Raw genomic sequence first — 17,970 nt, 5'->3', positions numbered from 1 at the left:
GACGATGAGGTGGGGTTTCGATGAACGCGCCGTACGACGGTGACCGCGCGCAGGGCACTGGTGGGCGTACGCCCTCCCAGGGCACTGCCCCGGGCACCCCGGTGCCCGGGCAGGTTCCCGCACCTGCGCCCGCGCCGGACCGCGACCCGTATGTCCAGGACGCCTACGACTACGACCCGTACCGGTCGCAGGACCTGTCCGCGCAGGACCCCGTCGCCGAGGTCCTCTACGACCGGGCCGCACACCCCCCGCCGCCGCCCGGTACCTACCAGGAGCCCGGCCCGCTGTACGCGGCGCCCACGGCGCCCTCCTACGCCCCCGATCCGCGCGTCTGGGCCCAGACCCCGCCGCCCGAGCCGGACGGCCCCTCCCGCCACCTCCCGTACGGCGACCACGCCACCACGACGGAGTTCGTCGGCGTGGACTCCCTCGTCACCAGGGCGGCGGACGAACAGCCCGAACCCGATGCCTTCGCCCACCTGTACCGGGACCAGGAGGCGGCCCCCCGCACCACCGCCGAGGAGGCGCCCGTCGCCGCCCCGGCGCCGGCCAAGCCCGCCGGACGCGCGTCCAGCCTGCTGAAGTCCAGCGCGCTCATGGCGGCCGGCACGATCGTCTCCCGCATCACCGGCTTCCTGCGGACCCTGGTCATCGCCGGTGCCATCGGCGTCGGCACCTTCAACGACACGTACCAGATCGCCAACACCCTGCCGACGATGATCTACGTGCTGGTCGGCGGCGGCGCCCTCAACGCCGTCTTCATCCCGCAGCTGGTCCGGGCCATGAAGAACGACAGCGACGGCGGCCAGGCGTACGCCAACCGGCTGCTGACCCTCGTCGTCGTCCTGCTGGCCGGCATCACCACCATCTGCGTCCTGGCCGCGCCCGTGTTCATCACGATGATGTCGCCGAAGATCGCCTCCGACCCCCAGCAGATGGACGTCGCGGTCGCCTTCGCCCGCTACTGCCTGCCCACCATGTTCTTCATGGGCGTCCACGTGGTCCTCGGTCAGATCCTCAACGCCCGCGGCCGCTTCGGCGCGATGATGTGGACCCCGGTCCTCAACAACATCGTCGTCATCGCCACCTTCGGCGCCTTCATCTGGGCCTTCGGCGGCTTCACCACCTCCGGCGTCAACGCCGCCACGGTCACCGCCGACGGCGTCCGACTGCTGGGCCTCGGCACCCTGTTGGGCCTCACCGTCCAGGCCCTGGCCATGCTGCCCTACCTGCGCGACGCCGGCTTCAAGCCGCGCCTGCGCTTCGACTGGAAGGGCCACGGCCTCGGCAAGGCCGCCCGCCTGGCCAAGTGGACGTTCTTCTTCGTCCTCGCCAACCAGATCGGGCTCGTCGTCGTCACCCAGCTCGCCACCTGGGCCGGCTCCGTTGCCGAGAAGCAGGGCCACTCCGGCACCGGCATCACCGCCTACAACTACGCGCTGCTGCTGTGGCAGATGCCGCAGGCGATCATCACCGTCTCCGTCATGACCGCCGTCCTGCCGCGCATCTCCCGGTCCGCCCACGACGGGGACGCCGCCGCCGTCCGCGACGACATCTCCTACGGGCTGCGCACCTCCGCCGTCGCGATCGTGCCCTGCGCCTTCGCGTTCCTCGCCCTCGGCGTCCCCATGGCCACGCTGCTCTACGCCGGTTCCGGCTCCGGGGCCCAGAACATCGGCTACGTCCTGATGGCCTTCGGCCTCGGACTGATCCCGTACTCGGTCCAGTACGTGGTCCTGCGCGGCTTCTACGCCTACGAGGACACCCGGACGCCCTTCTACAACACCGTCATCGTCGCCGCCGTCAACGCGGCGGGCTCCGCGGCCTCCTTCTTCCTCCTCCCCGCCCGGTGGGCCGTCGTGGGCATGGCCGCCGCCTACGGCCTCGGCTACGCCGTCGGCGTGGGCGTCGCCTGGCGCCGCCTGAAGAACCGCCTCGGCGGCGACCTCGACGGCGCGCACGTGATGCGCACCTACGCCCGCCTCACCGGCGCCTGCGTCCCCGCGGCCGCGGTGGCCGGTGCCGCCGCCTACGCGGTCACCCGGTGGCTCGGCAGCGGAGTCGCCGGCTCCGCCGCCTCTCTGGTGGCCGGCGGCATCGCCCTGGCGGCCGTGTTCCTCATCGCCGCCAAGCGCATGCGGATCGAAGAGCTCAACGCGATGGTCGGAATGGTCCGCGGACGACTGGGGCGCTGATGCGCACAACCGTCGCCCCCGTTCGTGTGTCGTGCATAGCGTCGGACTGTGGGCACAATTGGCATGGCTTCGCAGACTGGCCGACAGCGCGCAACGGATGGGGAGGCGGGAACGACGGTGGCGGAACGTAGCACGGCTGCCGTCGACGTGGCAGACAACAGTGGCGACAAGCCGCTGGCCGCGAAAGCGGACAAGGCCACGGCCGACGGGGTGGACACCCAGAACGGACGAGCCGCGGGCGGACCCATGACCGAAAAGGACGGCGAACGCACGACGGCGGCCCCCACGGCCGCACCCGAACTCCACAGCGGCCACAAGCTCGCCAGACGCTACCGGCTCGAAGAGTGCGTCACCCGTGTGGACGGATTCAGCAGCTGGCGTGCGATGGACGAGAAGCTGCGCCGGGCCGTCGGCGTCCACCTGCTGCCCGCCGACCACCCGCGGGCCCGGTCCGTCCTCGCCGCCGCCCGTTCCTCCGCCCTGCTCGGCGACCCCCGGTTCGTCCAGGTCCTCGACGCGGTGGAGGAGAACGACCTGGTCTACGTCGTCCACGAATGGCTGCCCGACGCCACCGAGCTCACGGCCCTCCTCGCCGCGGGCCCCCTGGAGCCCCACGAGGCCTACCAGCTCGTCAGCCAGGTCTCCCAGGCCATGACGGCGGCTCACCGCGAGGGCCTCGCCCATCTGCGCCTGACACCGAGCGCGATACTGCGAACCTCCACCGGCCAGTACCGCATCCGCGGCCTCGCCGTGAACGCGGCGCTGCGCGGCATCACCAGCGAGACCCCGCAGCGCGCCGACACCGAGGCCATCGGCGCACTCCTGTACGCCGGGCTCACCCAGCGCTGGCCGTACGAGAGCGACGCCTACGGCCTCACCGGCCTGCCCAAGGGCGTCGGCCTGATCGCCCCCGACCAGGTCCGCGCGGGGGTCCACCGGGGCCTGGGCGAGCTCGCCATGCGCGCCCTCGCCAACGACGGGGCCACCGCCTCCCGTCAGGAGCCCGCCTTCACCACCCCGGAGGAGCTGGCCAAGGCCGTCGCCGCGATGCCCCGCATCCGGCCCCCGGAGCCCGCCTTCACCGCCCCGCCGGAGTACCAGCACACCACCTACCAGCAGGGCAGCTACGGCCGCCCCACGCCTCCCGGCGGCAGCACCACCCAGGTCCGGCCCCTCGCGCCCCCGCCGCCCCCTCTGCAGAGCCGTACGGGCCGGGCCCTCAAGTGGGGTGTCGCCGCCCTGCTCATCGCCGCCCTCGGCCTGGGCAGCTGGCAGCTCGCCGACAAGCTGATCGACCACGGCAAGGGCGGCACCAACGGCCCGAACCACACGCAGACCGAGACCGACGAGGCCCCCAAGCAGGTCACCGCCGGCAGGCAGCTCCCCATCACCGACGTCTCCGTGTTCGCCCCCGACCCGGACCCGCTGAACACCAAGGACAGCCGAAAGGCCGTCGACGGCAACCCGGACAGCGGCTGGGCCACTCCCCGGTACGACGACTTCGCCAACTTCGGCAACCTGCCGACCCGCAGGGGCGGCAGCGGCATCATCGTCGACCTCGGCAGCGTGCAGGACGTGGCCGGGATCGATCTGGACCTCTTCGCGAGCGGCCAGAAGCTCCAGGTCCGGGCCGCCGCGCCCGACGCCTCCTCGCCGTCGGAGCTCTCCCAGTTCTCCCAGCCGATCACCGAGCTGAAGGACGTCGAGAAGAAGCTGAAGGCCACCCTCGACAAGCCGGTCCGTACCCGGTACGTGCTGATCCACATCACCTCCCTGCCTCCCGAGGGGGCGGACACCTTCCGCGGCGGCATCAACGAGATCAAGATCCTCGGCACGACCCCTTGAGGTCCGGTCCGTCATCGCGGGCCCGCTGCGCCACCGGCACGGCGGGCCCTCGTCAATTCCCCCTCCCAGGCCGTAATCTCCCCCCGGGAGGCGAGGTGTGATGCACGACGCGACGACGGGCGACGCGAGCGACGCGGACCTGCTGGCCCGGCACGTGGCCGGCGACCCCGACGCCTTCGGCGAGGTCGTGCGGCGCCACCGGGACCGGCTCTGGGCCGTGGCCCTGCGGACGCTCGGCGACCGGGAGGAGGCCGCCGACGCGGTGCAGGACGCCCTCGTCTCCGCCTACCGGGCCGCCCACACCTTCCGCGGGGAATCCGCCGTCACCACCTGGCTGCACCGCATCACCGTCAACGCCTGCCTCGACCGGGCCCGCAAGGCCGCCTCCCGCAGGACCTCGCCGCTCGACGACACGGAGCGCCTGGAGCGCCTCCTGGAGCCCCACGAGTCAGCCGAGGCCCCCGCGGAGCGCCAGGACCTCCACCGCCAGCTCCTGGCCGCCCTCAGCACCCTCCCCGCCGAACAGCGGGCGGCGCTCGTCCTCGTCGACATGCAGGGATACCCGGTCGCCGAGGCGGCCGGCATCCTCGACGTCCCCACCGGCACCGTGAAGAGCCGGTGCGCGCGCGGCCGGGCGAAACTCCTCCCGATGCTCACTCATCTGCGCACGAATGCCGGGGATAACACCGCCACCGGGCGGGGAAGGAACCGGACGCCGGGGACAGCCGTCCCACCAGCGGCAGAGCCCAGGCATCCAGACCCAGACGCAGTGAAGGGCGGAGGTGGACGACCGTGAGCCCCACCACCGGCACGACCGGCACGATTCGGCACCCGGACGTCTCGGAGATCTCCGACCTGACCGAGGGGCTCCTCTCCCCGGCCCGCAGCGCCGAAGTCCGCCGCCACCTCGGCGACTGCGCGCTGTGCGCCGATGTACGGGCCTCGCTGGACGAGATCCGGGCCTTGTTGGGCACTCTCCCGGGGCCGGCCCGGATGCCCGCCGACATCGCGGGCCGCATCGACGCCGCCCTCGCCGCGGAGGCCCTCCTCGACGCCACCACGCCCCGGGCGACCGACGAGAGCAGCGGACGGCACGAGGCGGCCGCTCCCCGGCCCGCCGACCGCGATGTTTCACGTGAAACACCCGCGAGGAGCGGCGCCCAGCCCGCCGGTCACCCGACCGGCCCAACCGGCCCCGGCCGGCGCCGCCGCGCCCGCCGCCGGATCGCCGTTCTCGCGGGACTGACCGGGGCCGCCGCCTGCGCCCTCGGGATCTTCCTGTTCGGCGACCTCACCGGTCCGCCCGCGCAGACGGCCCGCGACGCGGCGAGCACCGCCGCCGAGCCCCACACCGCCGACGGCTCCTACACCGCCCAAGGCCTCCCGGACACGGTCCGCCGGCTCCTCGCCTCCGAGAAGGCCCCCGGTGGCCACCAGCAGGAGCAGAACAACACGTACGGAATGGAGAACACCTCTCCGGCCCCCGGGATCGCCCCCGACGACCGCCGGGCGAACTCCGTCCCGGCCTGCGTCCAGAAGGCGACCGGCCGCACCGACCTCCCGATCGCCGCCGAACGCGGCAACTACCGGGGCACTCCCGTCTTCCTGCTCGTCCTGCCCCACCCGGGCGACAGCGCACGCGTGGACGCCTACCTCGTCGACAGCGGCTGCGAGAACGCCCCGGACACCACCGGGAAGGTCCTGCTCACCAACAGCTATGCCCGAAGCTGACACATCGGGTCCCGCACCGGTCCGGCCGGGGAATGCATGCGCCGTAGGATCCGTTGGGTGGGGTGAGAGTCCGCACCGGCCCCCGGTAGGCAGCACGCAGTCCGCAGAGACGAGGAAGAAACCCGTGAGCGACGTCCGAAACGTGATCATCATCGGATCCGGACCGGCCGGTTACACCGCCGCCCTGTACACCGCACGTGCTTCGCTCAAGCCGCTGGTCTTCGAAGGCGCCGTCACCGCCGGCGGCGCGCTGATGAACACCACCGAGGTGGAGAACTTCCCCGGGTTCCAGGACGGCATCATGGGCCCGGACCTCATGGACAACATGCGCGGCCAGGCCGAGCGCTTCGGCGCCGAGCTGGTCCCGGACGACGTCGTGTCCGTGGACCTGACCGGTGAGATCAAGACCGTCACCGACACCGCCGGCACCGTGCACCGTGCCAAGGCCGTCATCGTCACCACCGGCTCCCAGCACCGCAAGCTCGGCCTGCCGAACGAGGACGCTCTCTCCGGACGCGGTGTCTCCTGGTGCGCCACCTGTGACGGGTTCTTCTTCAAGGACCACGACATCGCCGTGGTCGGCGGCGGCGACACCGCGATCGAGGAAGCGACCTTCCTCTCCCGGTTCGCCAAGTCCGTCACGATCGTCCACCGCCGCGACAGCCTGCGCGCCTCGAAGGCCATGCAGGACCGCGCCTTCGCCGACCCGAAGATCACGTTCGCCTGGGACAGCGAGGTCGCCGAGATCCACGGCGAGCAGAAGCTCTCCGGTCTCACCCTGCGCAACACCAAGACCGGCGAGACCTCCGAGCTGCCCGTGACCGGCCTCTTCATCGCCGTCGGCCACGACCCGCGCACCGAGCTGTTCAAGGACCAGCTGGAGCTCGACGACGAGGGTTACCTCAAGGTCGACGCCCCCTCCACCCGGACCAGCGTGCCCGGCGTCTTCGGCGCCGGCGACGTCGTGGACCACACCTACCGTCAGGCCATCACCGCCGCGGGCACCGGCTGCTCCGCGGCGCTGGACGCCGAGCGCTTCCTCGCCGCCCTGGCGGACGCCGAGAAGGCCCACGCGACCGTCTGACCCCGTACCAGCCCCACCCCACACCCCGCAGGAAGAGAAGGAGGCCGCTGTGGCCGGCACCCTCAAGAACGTGACCGACGCTGACTTCGACGCCGAGGTCCTCAGGAGCGACAAGCCCGTACTGGTGGACTTCTGGGCCGCCTGGTGCGGACCGTGCCGCCAGATCGCGCCGTCCCTCGAGGCCATCGCCGCCGAGTACGGCGACCAGATCGAGATCGTCAAGCTGAACATCGACGAGAACCCGGCCACGGCCGCCAAGTACGGCGTCATGTCCATCCCGACCCTGAACGTGTACCAGGGCGGCGAGGTCGCCAAGACCATCGTGGGCGCCAAGCCGAAGGCCGCCATCCTGCGCGACCTCGAGGACTTCGTCCAGGTCACGTCCGCCTGACGAACGGCCTCTTCGGCTGGGGACACCCCCAGCGGTAGCCGGATCGTGAAACGGGCCGCCCCTTCGTGGGGCGGCCCGTTTCACGTATCCGGATCACAGCGGGCGCAGCGCCGGCTCCTTGCGCGCCGCGCCCAGCAGCCGGTCCAGCGCCAGTTCCACGTCTTCCTTCCACGACAGCGTGGAGCGCAGCTCCAGCCGCAGCCGGGGATGCGCAGGGTGCGGCCGTACCGTCTTGAAGCCCACCGCGAGGAGGTGGTCCGCCGGGAGCAGACAGGCCGGACCCTCCCACCGGGCGTCCCCGAAGGCCTCGATGGCCCGAAACCCCCGCCGCAGCAGGTCCTTCGCCACCGTCTGGACCATGACCCGGCCGAGCCCCTGCCCCTGGTACCCCGGCGTGATGAACGCGGTGATCAGCTGCACGGCGTCCGGCGACACCGGGCTCGTGGGAAACGCGGTGGACCGCGGTACGTACGCCGGCGGCGCGTAGAGCACGAACCCGACCGGGACCTCATCCACGTAGACCACCCGGCCGCACGATCCCCACTCGAGGAGGACGGCGGAGATCCAGGCCTCCTTTTCCAACGCCGGCGTACCCGCCTTCACGGCGGCGTCACCACTGACCGGATCGAGCTCCCAGAACACACAGGACCGGCAACGACGAGGCAGATCCTGGAGGTTGTCCAGCGTGAGCGGTACCAGCCGACGACCCATGTACGCATCGTAACCACTGGCACCCCTTCTTTCGACAGGCACGGCTCCGACAGCACGCCGAAGGGGCGGACCGCGCCGGCGGGAGCCAGCGCGGTCCGCCCCTTCGGCGGCCCCGGGTCACTCCCCGGACAGACCCTGCTCCAGCACCCGGCCCTCGCCCGGTGCCAGCGTCCCCAGAATCCGCTCCAAGTCCTCCATCGAGGCGAACTCGACGGTGATCTTGCCCTTCTTCTGGCCCAGATCGACCTTCACCCGCGTCTCGAACCGGTCCGACAGCCGCGTCGCCAGTTCGTTGAGCGCCGGAGCCACCCGGGTACCCGCACGGGGACCCTTCGGCTTCACCGCGCTGGAGGGCTCCGACGCCATCAGCGTCACGATCTCCTCCACCGCACGCACCGACAGCCCCTCGGCGACGATCCGGTGCGCCAGGCGGTCCTGCTCCTCGGAGTCCTCCACCGACAGCAGCGCCCGCGCGTGACCCGCCGACAGCACACCCGCGGCCACCCTGCGCTGCACCGACGGCGACAGCTTCAGCAGCCGCAGCGTGTTCGACACCTGGGGACGCGAACGTCCGATCCGGTCCGCCAGCTGGTCGTGCGTGCAGTTGAAGTCCTGGAGCAGCTGGTCGTACGCCGCGGCCTCTTCCAGCGGGTTCAGCTGAGCCCGGTGCAGGTTCTCCAGGAGTGCGTCCAGGAGCAGCTTCTCGTCGTCCGTCGCCCGGATGATCGCCGGAATGCTGTCCAGGCCGGCCTCCCGGCAGGCCCGCCAGCGCCGCTCGCCCATGATCAGCTCATAGCGGCCCGGCGTCGACTGCCGCACCACCACCGGCTGGAGCAGACCCACCTCCTGGATGGAGGTCACCAGCTCGGCCAGCGCGTCCTCGTCGAACACCTCACGCGGCTGCCGCGGGTTCGGCGTGATCGCGTCCATCGGAAGCTCCGCGAACGACGCCCCGGCCACCACACCCGCCTCCGGCGTCGTCGGCACCGGCTCGCTCACCGGCGCAGCGGCGAACGATGTTTCACGTGAAACATCGGCCTGCGTCAGCGAAGCCAGCTTCGCCGCCGCGACCCCGCGCTCCGAGGTCAGCACCGGCACCGCCGACGGAGACGTCGACCCGCCGCCGCCCACCGGCGGCGTCTTCTCCTGCGGAGCCGCCGGAATCAGCGCACCGAGCCCCCGCCCCAGACCTCTACGTCGCTCGCTCACTGGATCCCCTCCGCCACACTCTGCGTGCTGTTCACGCCCGCGCCCAGATGGGCCTGCTGGGCGTCGTACTGCATTCCAACCCCACGAAACGCGATTTCCCGTGCCGCCTCCAAATAGGAGAGCGAGCCGCTGGAACCCGGGTCGTACGTGAGCACCGTCTGCCCGTAACTCGGCGCCTCGGAGATGCGCACCGACCGCGGGATGCTCGTCCGCAGCACCTCCTTGCCGAAGTGACTGCGCACCTCGTCCGCCACCTGCGAGGCCAGCCGGGTCCTGCCGTCGTACATCGTCAGCAGGATCGTCGACACGTGCAGGGACGGGTTCAGGTGGGCCCGTACCAGATCGACGTTGCGCAGCAGCTGGCCCAGTCCCTCCAGCGCGTAGTACTCGCACTGGATCGGGATCAGCACCTCCGCGCCCGCCACGAGAGCGTTGACCGTCAGCAGGCCCAACGACGGCGGGCAGTCGATCAGGATGTAGTCGAGCGGCTGCTCGTACGCCTGGATCGCCCGCTGCAGCCGGCTCTCACGGGCCACCAGCGACACCAGCTCGATCTCGGCGCCCGCGAGGTCGATCGTGGCCGGGGCACAGAAGAGCCCCTCCACATCCACGACGGGCTGGACGACCTCCAGCAGCGGCCGGCTGTCCACGAGCACGTCGTAGATCGAGGGCACATCCGCGTGGTGGTCGATGCCCAGGGCGGTCGAGGCATTGCCCTGCGGGTCGAGGTCTACCACCAGGACCCGCGCCCCGTGCAGTGCCAGGGAGGCCGCCAGATTCACGGTCGTGGTGGTCTTGCCCACGCCGCCCTTCTGGTTGGCGACCACGATGACCCGGGTCTGCTCCGGACGGGGCAAGCCCTCGCCGGCGCGCCCCAGCGCCTCGACCGCCAGCTGGGCGGCTCGGCCGATGGGGGTGTCGTTGTCTACAAGAGGAGGAGGCGATGTTTCACGTGAAACATCGTCCCCCGCCGATTCAGAGCGGGGACCGGGGACCGGATCGGCCATCGGCCCCGCGAGGTTGGCGTCGGACCGCACGGTGTCACTCTCCTCGACATCAGGCTCGCGATGCACAGAGCCTGCCATGTCACCGGGGTCGCGAACCAGCGGGGCCCGTACTCCTGTGGATGAATCCACCGATGTGGACAACTCCGTCCCCCTCGCGTCCTTGCGAAGGCGGGGGGACGCAGCCGCACGACCGCGGCTGATGATTCCGTGCAGCAGAGAGCGACGTTTCACGTGAAACACGATGCCCGGGCGGAGACTGCAGGCCGCTACGACACTCCGAAATCCATACCTATAGGGCCCAACCCAGGTGAAATCTCCCGCCGAACCCCGAGAATCGGAGATTCAGCGACGACGGCGCGTGCGGCCCACCCGGGCCGCCTTGGCCCGCTTGGCCGCGAACCTCACCCCGCCGGGGCTCTCCCCGACCTCCACGCGCACCACCGTCGACAGGGGATCCACTACGCCCTCACCGACGTGCAGCACCGAGGTCTTCACCACACCGAGCTTCGTCAGCGCGGTCTTCGCCGACACCAGCTCCTCCTCGGCGGTATCGCCCTTGAGCGCCAGCATCTCCCCGTAGGGGCGCAGCAGGGGCACGCCCCAGCCGGCCAGCCGGTCCAGCGGAGCCACCGCGCGGGCCGTCACCACGTGCACCGGCTGGAGCTTCCCGAGGACCTCCTCGGCCCGCCCGCGCACCACCGTCACGTGGTCCAGGCCCAGCAGCTCCACGGCTTCCTGGAGGAAGGTCGTCCGCCGGAGCAGCGGCTCGAGCAGCGTGATCTTCAGATCACGCCGTACCAGAGCCAGCGGGATGCCGGGCAGACCCGCGCCCGAGCCCACGTCGCACACGGTGACCCCCTGGGGGACCACCTCCGACAGCACAGCGCAGTTCAGCAGATGCCGCTCCCACAGCCGCGGCACCTCGCGCGGCCCGATCAGGCCCCGCTTCACTCCCGCGTCGGCCAGCAGCTCCGCGTAGCGCACAGCTTCCGGGAAAAACTCACCGAACACCGCGCGCGCCTCTTCAGGCGCCGGGGGAAGCTCAGCTGCTGCCTCCGTCACGGGGACCGTCCCTTCCGTACCGCATGGTTCTGAAGAACCACGTCTTCAAGATGGCGCGTCGTTCACATGCCAGGCTGACAAACTTCGGCCCCGTCTGCGACACAGACGGGGCCGAACACTCTCGCTACCGGTCAGGCCGGGAGCACGACGACGAAGCGCTGCGGCTCCTCGCCCTCGGACTCGCTCCGCAGTCCGGCCGCCGCCACGGCGTCGTGGACGACCTTGCGCTCGAACGGGGTCATCGGGGCCAGCTTCAGGGGCTCGCCGGACGCCTTCACGTCCGCCGCGGCCTGGGCGCCCAGCGCCGCCAGCTCCTCGCGCTTCTTCGCGCGGAACCCGGCGACGTCCAGCATCAGCCGGCTGCGGTCCCCGGTCTCCCGGTGCACGGCGAGGCGGGTCAGCTCCTGCAGAGCCTCCAGAACCTCGCCGTCGCGGCCCACGAGCTTCTGCAGGTCGCGGCTGGCCGAGTCGCTGACGATCGACACCGCGGCCCGGTCGGCCTCGACGTCCATGTCGATGTCGCCGTCCAGGTCGGCGATGTCCAGCAGACCCTCAAGGTAGTCGGCCGCGATCTCACCCTCCTGCTCGAGGCGGGTCAGGGTGTCGCCACTCTCAGCGGCGGCGGTGGTGGTGCCTTCCGTCACGGGAGGGACTCCTTCTTACTTCTTGGAGGGCTTGCTGGGGGGTGTCTGACGCTTCGACTTCGACTGCCGCTTGGGCTGCTGCCGCTTCGTGGCCACACCGCCGCTCGCCGCGTCGGAGTCGAGGGTGGCTTCAGCACTCTTGATGACCGAGCCGTCCGCCTGAGCGGCCATGCCCTGCTTGGTCAGCGCGGAGATGAACTTGCGCTCGTTGTCGTTGCGGTCCGGGCCCTTGGCGACGATCGCCGCGACGACCTTCTTCTTGCCCCGGCTCTTGAGCTCACCGTGCGAGCTGACGTGCTTCAGCAGGCGGGTCAGGTACTGGTCCTGGGCCATGCTGCCCGGCGTCGGGTTCTGGTTGATCACGTACATCTGCTGACCCATGGTCCACACGTTGGTGGTCATCCAGTAGACGAGGACACCGACGGGGAAGTTGATGCCCATGACCGCGAAGATCACGGGGAAGATGTACATCAGCATCTTCTGCTGCTGCATGAACGGCGTCTTGACCGACAGGTCGACGTTCTTCTGCATCAGCTGACGCTGGGTGTAGAACTGCGACAGCGACATCAGGACGATCATGACGGCGGTCACGATCCGGACGTCCGTCAGGGAGGCTCCCAGAGCCTCGACCTTCTCCGGGCTGTCCATGAACTTCGCGGCGATGGGCGCACCGAAGATCTTGGCCTCACGGGCGCTGTCGACCAGCTGCTGGTCCATCGCGCCGATCTTCTTGCCGTCGGCGATGTTGGCCAGCACGTGGTAGAGCGCGAAGAAGAACGGGGACTGCGCCAGGATGGGAAGGCACGAGGAGAGCGGGTTGGTACCCGTCTCCTTGTACAGCTTCATCATCTCTTCGGACTGACGCTGCTTGTCGTTCTTGTAGCGCTCCTGGATCGCCTTCATCTTCGGCTGGAGCGCCTGCATGCCGCGCGTCGCCTTGATCTGCTTCACGAAGAGCGGGATCAGGCAGATACGGATCAAGACCACCAGGGACACGATGGACAGGCCCCAGGCCCACCCACTGTCCGCACCGAAGATCGCCCCGTACAGCTTGTGGAACTGGACGATGATCCACGAAACGGGTGTGGTGATAAAGCTGAACAGACTGGCAATCGTGTCCACTAATCAGGCTCCTTGAGCATTGCGAGATCTACGCAACGCACTGCGCAGCTGCTCGTGCCAACGCGGGCGTTTACGAGGTGGGACGTGGTCCACACCACCCGGGGACCACGGATTGCACCGCAGGATCCGCCAGGCGGTCAGAACCGTCCCCTTCACCGCACCATGCCGGTCGATGGCCGTGTACCCGTAGTGCGAGCACGAGGGGTAGTAGCGGCACACCGGCCCGAGCAGCGGACTGATCGTCCACTGGTACAGCTTGATCAAAGCGAGCAGCGGGTACTTCATCGAGCCACGCCTCCCAGGAGCCGCACCAGAGCGGCATCCAGGTCCCGGGCCAGCTCGTCGGGGCCGGCATCGCCCGCTCCGGGCAACGCACGTACCACCATCAGGCTACCGGCGGGCAGCTGGGACAGCCGCTGCCGGACCAGATGGCGCAGACGGCGTTTCACCCGGTTACGTATGACGGCGTTGCCGACAGCTTTGCTGACGACGAAACCCGCACGCGTCGAGGGATCGATCTCCCCCGACTCGTGCGGGTCCGTTGCACCGCTTGTACGTAGGTGGACGACGAGGAGCGGGCGACCAGCCCGGCGACCTCGGCGTACCGCGCTCGCGAAGTCCTCGCGCCGCCTCAGCCGATTCTCGGGAGACAGCACGACGTCACGACCTGCGTGTTGTTACGCGGAAAGGGCGGCGCGGCCCTTGCCACGGCGGTTCGCGAGAATCGCGCGACCGGCGCGGGTACGCATCCGCAGGCGGAAGCCGTGGGTCTTGGCACGACGGCGGTTGTTCGGCTGGAAGGTGCGCTTGCTCACTCGGGGGCTCCAGAGAATGAAATCGTTGTGGCGGGACATCGCCTGGCTGTCACCGTGCGCCCACGAGGAAACTCGCGTGTTCGCCCGAGTGGCACCGCTAAACGATCACGGTCAGTGATCTTCGCCCATCGGTAGGCAGGCGGCAGCAGCCATCGACAACTCGACCTCGTTACGGTACGCGCGGCTACGCCATCCGGTCAAACCGAGCCGACGCTGCCCCACACTGTGCACAGGCTGTGGACAACGACTTGAACCGTACCCGCTGGCCTGACTACCGTTGTCTGATCCCGGATTTTTTGTTCCCGACCGTCCCAAAGAACCACACATTCGTGGGACCCCTGTGAGAGAGCGTGCTCTGTGGCTGACGTACCTGCCGATCTTGCCGCAGTGTGGCCAAGGGTGCTCGAAAAGCTCCTCGGGGAGGGACAGCCGGGGATCGAGCCCAAGGACAAGCAGTGGGTCGAACGCTGCCAGCCCCTGGCACTCGTCGCCGACACCGCGCTGCTCGCCGTCCCCAACGAGTGGGGCAAGCGCGTCCTCGAGGGCCGCCTCGCCCCGCTGATCAGCGACGCCCTCAGCCGCGAGTGCGGCCGTCCCATCCGGATCGCCATCACCGTGGACGACTCCGCCGGCGACTCCTCGCCCCCCGCACCGACCACCCAGCAGCAGGGCGCCTACGAGCCGTATCCCGGCCAGCGGCCCGGCGGCCCGGGCGGCTCCTCGGACGACCAGCTCCCCACCGCCCGCCCCGCCTACCCGGACTACCAGCAGCAGCGCTCCGAGCCCGGCGCCTGGCCCCGGGGCGGCCAGCAGGACGACTACGGATGGCAGCAGCCCCGGCTCGGCAGCTTCCCCGAGCGCGACCCGTACGCCTCCCCGCAGCCGGGCTACCTCCAGCAGTCCGAGCCCCCGGCCTACGACCAGGGCTCCTACGACCAGCAGCAGTACGAGCAGTCCCCGTACGACTCCCAGCAGCAGCACCAGTCGCGGCCCTCCCATCAATACGAGCAGCAGAAGTACGAACAGCAGCAGTACGAGCAGCCCTCGCCCCGCCAGGCACCCGGCCGGCCCTCGGCCGCCCCGGCGCCGTCCGGCGGCTCCACCTCGGGCCCGCTCGAGCCGACCGCCCGGCTGAACCCCAAGTACCTGTTCGACACCTTCGTCATCGGCGCCTCCAACCGCTTCGCGCACGCCGCCGCGGTGGCCGTCGCCGAGGCACCCGCGAAGGCGTACAACCCGCTCTTCATCTACGGGGAGTCGGGACTCGGCAAGACCCATCTGCTGCACGCCATCGGGCACTACGCGCGGAGCCTGTACCCCGGCACCCGCGTGCGGTACGTGAGTTCCGAGGAGTTCACCAACGAGTTCATCAACTCCATCCGCGACGGCAAGGGCGACGCGTTCCGCAAGCGCTACCGCGAGATGGACATCCTGCTCGTCGACGACATCCAGTTCCTCGCGAGCAAGGAGTCGACGCAGGAGGAGTTCTTCCACACCTTCAACACACTCCACAACGCCAACAAGCAGATCGTGCTCTCCTCGGACCGGCCGCCCAAGCAGCTCGTCACCCTCGAGGACCGGCTCCGCAACCGCTTCGAGTGGGGCCTGATCACCGACGTCCAGCCGCCCGAGCTGGAGACCCGCATCGCGATCCTGCGCAAGAAGGCGGTCCAGGAGCAGCTCAACGCCCCGCCGGAGGTACTGGAGTTCATCGCCTCCCGCATCTCGCGCAACATCCGCGAGCTGGAGGGGGCGCTGATCCGGGTCACGGCCTTCGCGAGCCTCAACCGGCAGCCGGTCGACCTGGGCCTGACCGAGGACGTCCTCAAGAACCTGATCCCGGGCGGCGAGGACAGTGCGCCGGAGATCACGGCGACCGACATCATGGCGGCAACCGCCGACTACTTCGGGCTCACCGTGGACGACCTGTGCGGCTCCTCGCGCAGCCGGGTCCTGGTCACCGCCCGGCAGATCGCCATGTACCTGTGCCGGGAGCTCACCGACCTGTCCCTGCCCAAGATCGGGGCCCAGTTCGGCGGGCGCGACCACACCACGGTCATGCACGCCGACCGCAAGATCCGCGCCCTCATGGCGGAGCGCCGCTCCATCTACAACCAGGTCACCGAGCTCACCAACCGCATCAAGAACGGCTGAGGCGACCCCGCGCCGAGCTCTTCCACGCACCGTCAGAGGGCGCTCCCGGACCACACCGGGGGCGCCCTTCTTCGTCCGTGCGCCCCTGACCTGTTCGAATACGCCCCCGTGGGAGCAACTCATCCACAGATTCACGGACTTTCTGCCGTCCACACCCTGGGGACGGGCTCCGTCGCCCACAATCTGTCCACAGGCATGGCGGGTGAGGTTCCATCAGGCCAGGTCAGCAGGCTGTGGAATTGTGCGCAAACACTATCCACAGGCTGTGGACAAAATATTCATCCACAGCACTGTCCACGAGGTTGTCCACCGGCAACCCACAGGTTCGCCGATCCTGTGCACAGGATCGGACCTCTTCTCCACACCGTTGTCCACTGTTCGGCAACACGCCACCCCCGCTCACCGCCCCGAGTGAAAGCGGTCACACGGAGGTGGACGTTTGGGCTGTGGAGTACCGGGGGAAAGCTGGGGACACACCTGTGGAGTAGTCGAGGTCGTCTGGGGACGGCCTGTGCAGAACTTTTCGTTCTCCACAGAGACACCGGGTTGTCCACCGGTGCCACCCACAGGGTGTGGGGATAAAAAACGCGGTCTGAGCTGCGAGAACAGGGTTATCCACCGTTTCCACAGGCCCTACTACTACCCCCATAGAGAGTTAGCCCGGTTTCGGTTTTTAAGCAGGCCCTGTGCACAACTCGGTGGATCGGCTCGCCGCCGCCTCGCTCCCGACTTGACCGCCGGCCGCACCGACTGTCGGCGCCGTACGTCAGACTGGTTCCCGGCACTCGAGCCATCGACCAGCCGACGACGAAGGCCGGCAGACGAGCGAGCAACAGCAGGAGGCGGTTCCGGTGAAGATCCGGGTGGAGCGCGACGTACTCGCGGAGGCGGTGGCCTGGGCTGCCCGTAGCCTCCCGGCCCGGCCGCCGGTGCCCGTTCTCGCGGGCCTGCTGCTGAAGGCCGAAGAGGGCACCCTCAGCCTCTCCGGCTTCGACTACGAGGTCTCCGCCCGCGTCTCCGTCGAGGCGGACGTCGAGGAGGACGGCACGGTCCTCGTCTCCGGCCGGCTCCTCGCCGACATCTGCCGCGCTCTCCCCAACCGCCCGGTGGAGATTTCCACAGACGGTGTACGGGCGACCGTGGTCTGCGGCTCCTCGCGATTCACACTCCACACCCTGCCTGTGGAGGAATACCCGGCGCTGCCGCAGATGCCGACCGCGACCGGCACCGTGCCCGGTGAGGTCTTCGCCTCCGCCGCCGCCCAGGTCGCCATCGCCGCCGGCCGCGACGACACGCTGCCCGTGCTGACCGGTGTGCGCATCGAGATCGAGGGCGACCGCGTCACCCTGGCCTCCACCGACCGTTACCGCTTCGCGGTCCGCGAGTTCCTGTGGAAGCCGGAGAACCCGGACGCCTCCGCAGTGGCCCTGGTGCCCGCGAAGACCCTCCTGGACACCGCCAAGTCCCTGACCAGCGGTGACACCGTCACCCTGGCGCTGTCCGGCTCCGGCGCCGGTGAGGGCCTGATCGGTTTCGAGGGCGCCGGCCGCCGCACCACCACCCGCCTCCTCGAAGGCGACCTGCCGAAGTACCGCACGCTCTTCCCGACGGAGTTCAACTCCATCGCCGTGATCGAGACCGCCCCGTTCGTCGAGGCCGTCAAGCGCGTGGCCCTCGTCGCCGAGCGCAACACCCCGGTCCGCCTGAGCTTCGAGCAGGGCGTGCTGATCCTCGAGGCCGGCTCCTCCGACGACGCACAGGCTGTGGAGCGCGTCGACGCCAAGCTGGAGGGCGACGACATCTCGATCGCCTTCAACCCGACCTTCCTGCTCGACGGCCTGAGCGCGATCGACTCGCCCGCGGCCCAGCTCAGCTTCACCACGTCCACCAAGCCGGCGCTGCTCAGCGGCCGCCCCGCGGTGGACGCCGAAGCCGACGAGGCGTACAAGTACCTGATCATGCCGGTACGCCTCTCCGGTTGATCCTTCGCAGGTCAGGCC

At 69.8% G+C, this 17,970-nt stretch carries 17 protein-coding genes; 8 read left to right on the top strand and 9 right to left on the bottom strand.

Features of this window, described 5'->3' with window-relative positions:
- The first annotated feature begins 20 nt into the window (after positions 1-20).
- The 6 genes from murJ (at position 21) to trxA (ending at position 7,246) form a co-directional block, all read left to right on the top strand.
- Positions 21-2,195 carry a murein biosynthesis integral membrane protein MurJ gene (gene murJ / locus BGK67_RS18165; RefSeq protein ID WP_069921074.1) on the top strand — a complete coding sequence of 725 codons (2,175 nt, stop codon included), beginning with the start codon at positions 21-23 and terminating at the stop codon, positions 2,193-2,195.
- A 117-nt stretch (positions 2,196-2,312) separates the two neighbouring features.
- Positions 2,313-4,040 carry a protein kinase family protein gene (locus tag BGK67_RS18160; RefSeq protein WP_069921073.1) on the top strand — a complete coding sequence of 576 codons (1,728 nt, stop codon included), beginning with the start codon at positions 2,313-2,315 and terminating at the stop codon, positions 4,038-4,040.
- A 100-nt stretch (positions 4,041-4,140) separates the two neighbouring features.
- A complete protein-coding gene (gene sigM, locus BGK67_RS18155) occupies positions 4,141-4,836 on the top strand; it encodes an RNA polymerase sigma factor SigM (RefSeq protein ID WP_069921072.1) in 696 nt (231 codons plus the stop codon).
- Complete coding sequence (locus BGK67_RS18150; RefSeq protein WP_069921071.1) at positions 4,833-5,771, top strand: anti-sigma factor; 939 nt, start codon at positions 4,833-4,835, stop codon at positions 5,769-5,771. The genes sigM and BGK67_RS18150 overlap by 4 nt, the downstream gene beginning before the upstream one ends.
- A 124-nt stretch (positions 5,772-5,895) precedes the next feature.
- The gene (gene trxB, locus BGK67_RS18145; RefSeq protein WP_069921070.1) at positions 5,896-6,855 is read left to right on the top strand and encodes a thioredoxin-disulfide reductase; all 960 of its coding nucleotides are present in this window, start codon (positions 5,896-5,898) and stop codon (positions 6,853-6,855) included.
- Positions 6,856-6,904: 49 nt separating this feature from the next.
- Positions 6,905-7,246 (top strand): thioredoxin, encoded by a 342-nt coding sequence (trxA, locus tag BGK67_RS18140; protein WP_069921069.1) that lies wholly within the window; start codon positions 6,905-6,907, stop codon positions 7,244-7,246.
- 93 nt (positions 7,247-7,339) lie between these two features.
- On the opposite strand, the gene BGK67_RS18135 is transcribed toward trxA, so the two are convergent.
- The 9 genes from BGK67_RS18135 to rpmH form a co-directional block, all read right to left on the bottom strand.
- Positions 7,340-7,957, bottom strand: a complete 618-nt coding sequence (locus tag BGK67_RS18135; protein WP_069921068.1) for a GNAT family N-acetyltransferase — start codon at positions 7,955-7,957, stop codon at positions 7,340-7,342.
- 117 nt (positions 7,958-8,074) lie between these two features.
- Complete coding sequence (locus BGK67_RS18130) at positions 8,075-9,166, bottom strand: ParB/RepB/Spo0J family partition protein (RefSeq protein WP_069921067.1); 1,092 nt, start codon at positions 9,164-9,166, stop codon at positions 8,075-8,077.
- Positions 9,163-10,251: a ParA family protein gene (locus BGK67_RS18125; RefSeq protein ID WP_079154256.1), complete on the bottom strand. Its 1,089-nt coding sequence runs from the start codon at positions 10,249-10,251 to the stop codon at positions 9,163-9,165. Before BGK67_RS18125 ends, BGK67_RS18130 begins: the two co-directional genes overlap by 4 nt.
- Positions 10,252-10,515: 264 nt before the next feature.
- On the bottom strand, positions 10,516-11,235 hold the full coding sequence (gene rsmG / locus BGK67_RS18120) for a 16S rRNA (guanine(527)-N(7))-methyltransferase RsmG (RefSeq protein ID WP_069921066.1): 720 nt from the start codon (positions 11,233-11,235) through the stop codon (positions 10,516-10,518).
- 131 nt (positions 11,236-11,366) lie between these two features.
- Positions 11,367-11,879 (bottom strand): Jag family protein, encoded by a 513-nt coding sequence (locus tag BGK67_RS18115; RefSeq protein ID WP_069921065.1) that lies wholly within the window; start codon positions 11,877-11,879, stop codon positions 11,367-11,369.
- A 15-nt stretch (positions 11,880-11,894) separates the two neighbouring features.
- On the bottom strand, positions 11,895-13,001 hold the full coding sequence (yidC, locus tag BGK67_RS18110; protein WP_069921064.1) for a membrane protein insertase YidC: 1,107 nt from the start codon (positions 12,999-13,001) through the stop codon (positions 11,895-11,897).
- Between the two features lie 3 nt (positions 13,002-13,004).
- Positions 13,005-13,286, bottom strand: a complete 282-nt coding sequence (gene yidD / locus BGK67_RS36355; protein ID WP_075970728.1) for a membrane protein insertion efficiency factor YidD — start codon at positions 13,284-13,286, stop codon at positions 13,005-13,007.
- A complete protein-coding gene (gene rnpA, locus BGK67_RS36350) occupies positions 13,283-13,657 on the bottom strand; it encodes a ribonuclease P protein component (RefSeq protein WP_079154255.1) in 375 nt (124 codons plus the stop codon). The genes yidD and rnpA overlap by 4 nt, the downstream gene beginning before the upstream one ends.
- A gap of 21 nt (positions 13,658-13,678) precedes the next feature.
- A complete protein-coding gene (rpmH, locus tag BGK67_RS18105) occupies positions 13,679-13,816 on the bottom strand; it encodes a 50S ribosomal protein L34 (protein WP_008741645.1) in 138 nt (45 codons plus the stop codon).
- A gap of 357 nt (positions 13,817-14,173) precedes the next feature.
- On the opposite strand from rpmH, the gene dnaA reads away from it, so the two are divergent.
- Positions 14,174-15,970 carry a chromosomal replication initiator protein DnaA gene (gene dnaA, locus BGK67_RS18100; RefSeq protein WP_079154254.1) on the top strand — a complete coding sequence of 599 codons (1,797 nt, stop codon included), beginning with the start codon at positions 14,174-14,176 and terminating at the stop codon, positions 15,968-15,970.
- A gap of 851 nt (positions 15,971-16,821) precedes the next feature.
- Positions 16,822-17,952 (top strand): DNA polymerase III subunit beta, encoded by a 1,131-nt coding sequence (dnaN, locus tag BGK67_RS18095; protein ID WP_030153167.1) that lies wholly within the window; start codon positions 16,822-16,824, stop codon positions 17,950-17,952.
- The last annotated feature ends 18 nt before the right edge of the window (positions 17,953-17,970 follow it).

Origin of the sequence: Streptomyces subrutilus (assembly GCF_001746425.1) — a bacterium.
Taxonomy (GTDB): domain Bacteria; phylum Actinomycetota; class Actinomycetes; order Streptomycetales; family Streptomycetaceae; genus Streptomyces; species Streptomyces subrutilus_A.
This window is presented reverse-complemented; position numbering and strand designations above follow the sequence as displayed.

Coding starts and splice junctions, on each gene's coding strand:
- BGK67_RS18125 (WP_079154256.1), bottom strand. CDS start 10,251: ATGGCAGGCTCTGTGCATCGCGAGCCTGATGTCGAGGAGAGTGACACC.
- sigM (WP_069921072.1), top strand. CDS start 4,141: ATGCACGACGCGACGACGGGCGACGCGAGCGACGCGGACCTGCTGGCC.
- BGK67_RS18135 (WP_069921068.1), bottom strand. CDS start 7,957: ATGGGTCGTCGGCTGGTACCGCTCACGCTGGACAACCTCCAGGATCTG.
- yidD (WP_075970728.1), bottom strand. CDS start 13,286: ATGAAGTACCCGCTGCTCGCTTTGATCAAGCTGTACCAGTGGACGATC.
- murJ (WP_069921074.1), top strand. CDS start 21: ATGAACGCGCCGTACGACGGTGACCGCGCGCAGGGCACTGGTGGGCGT.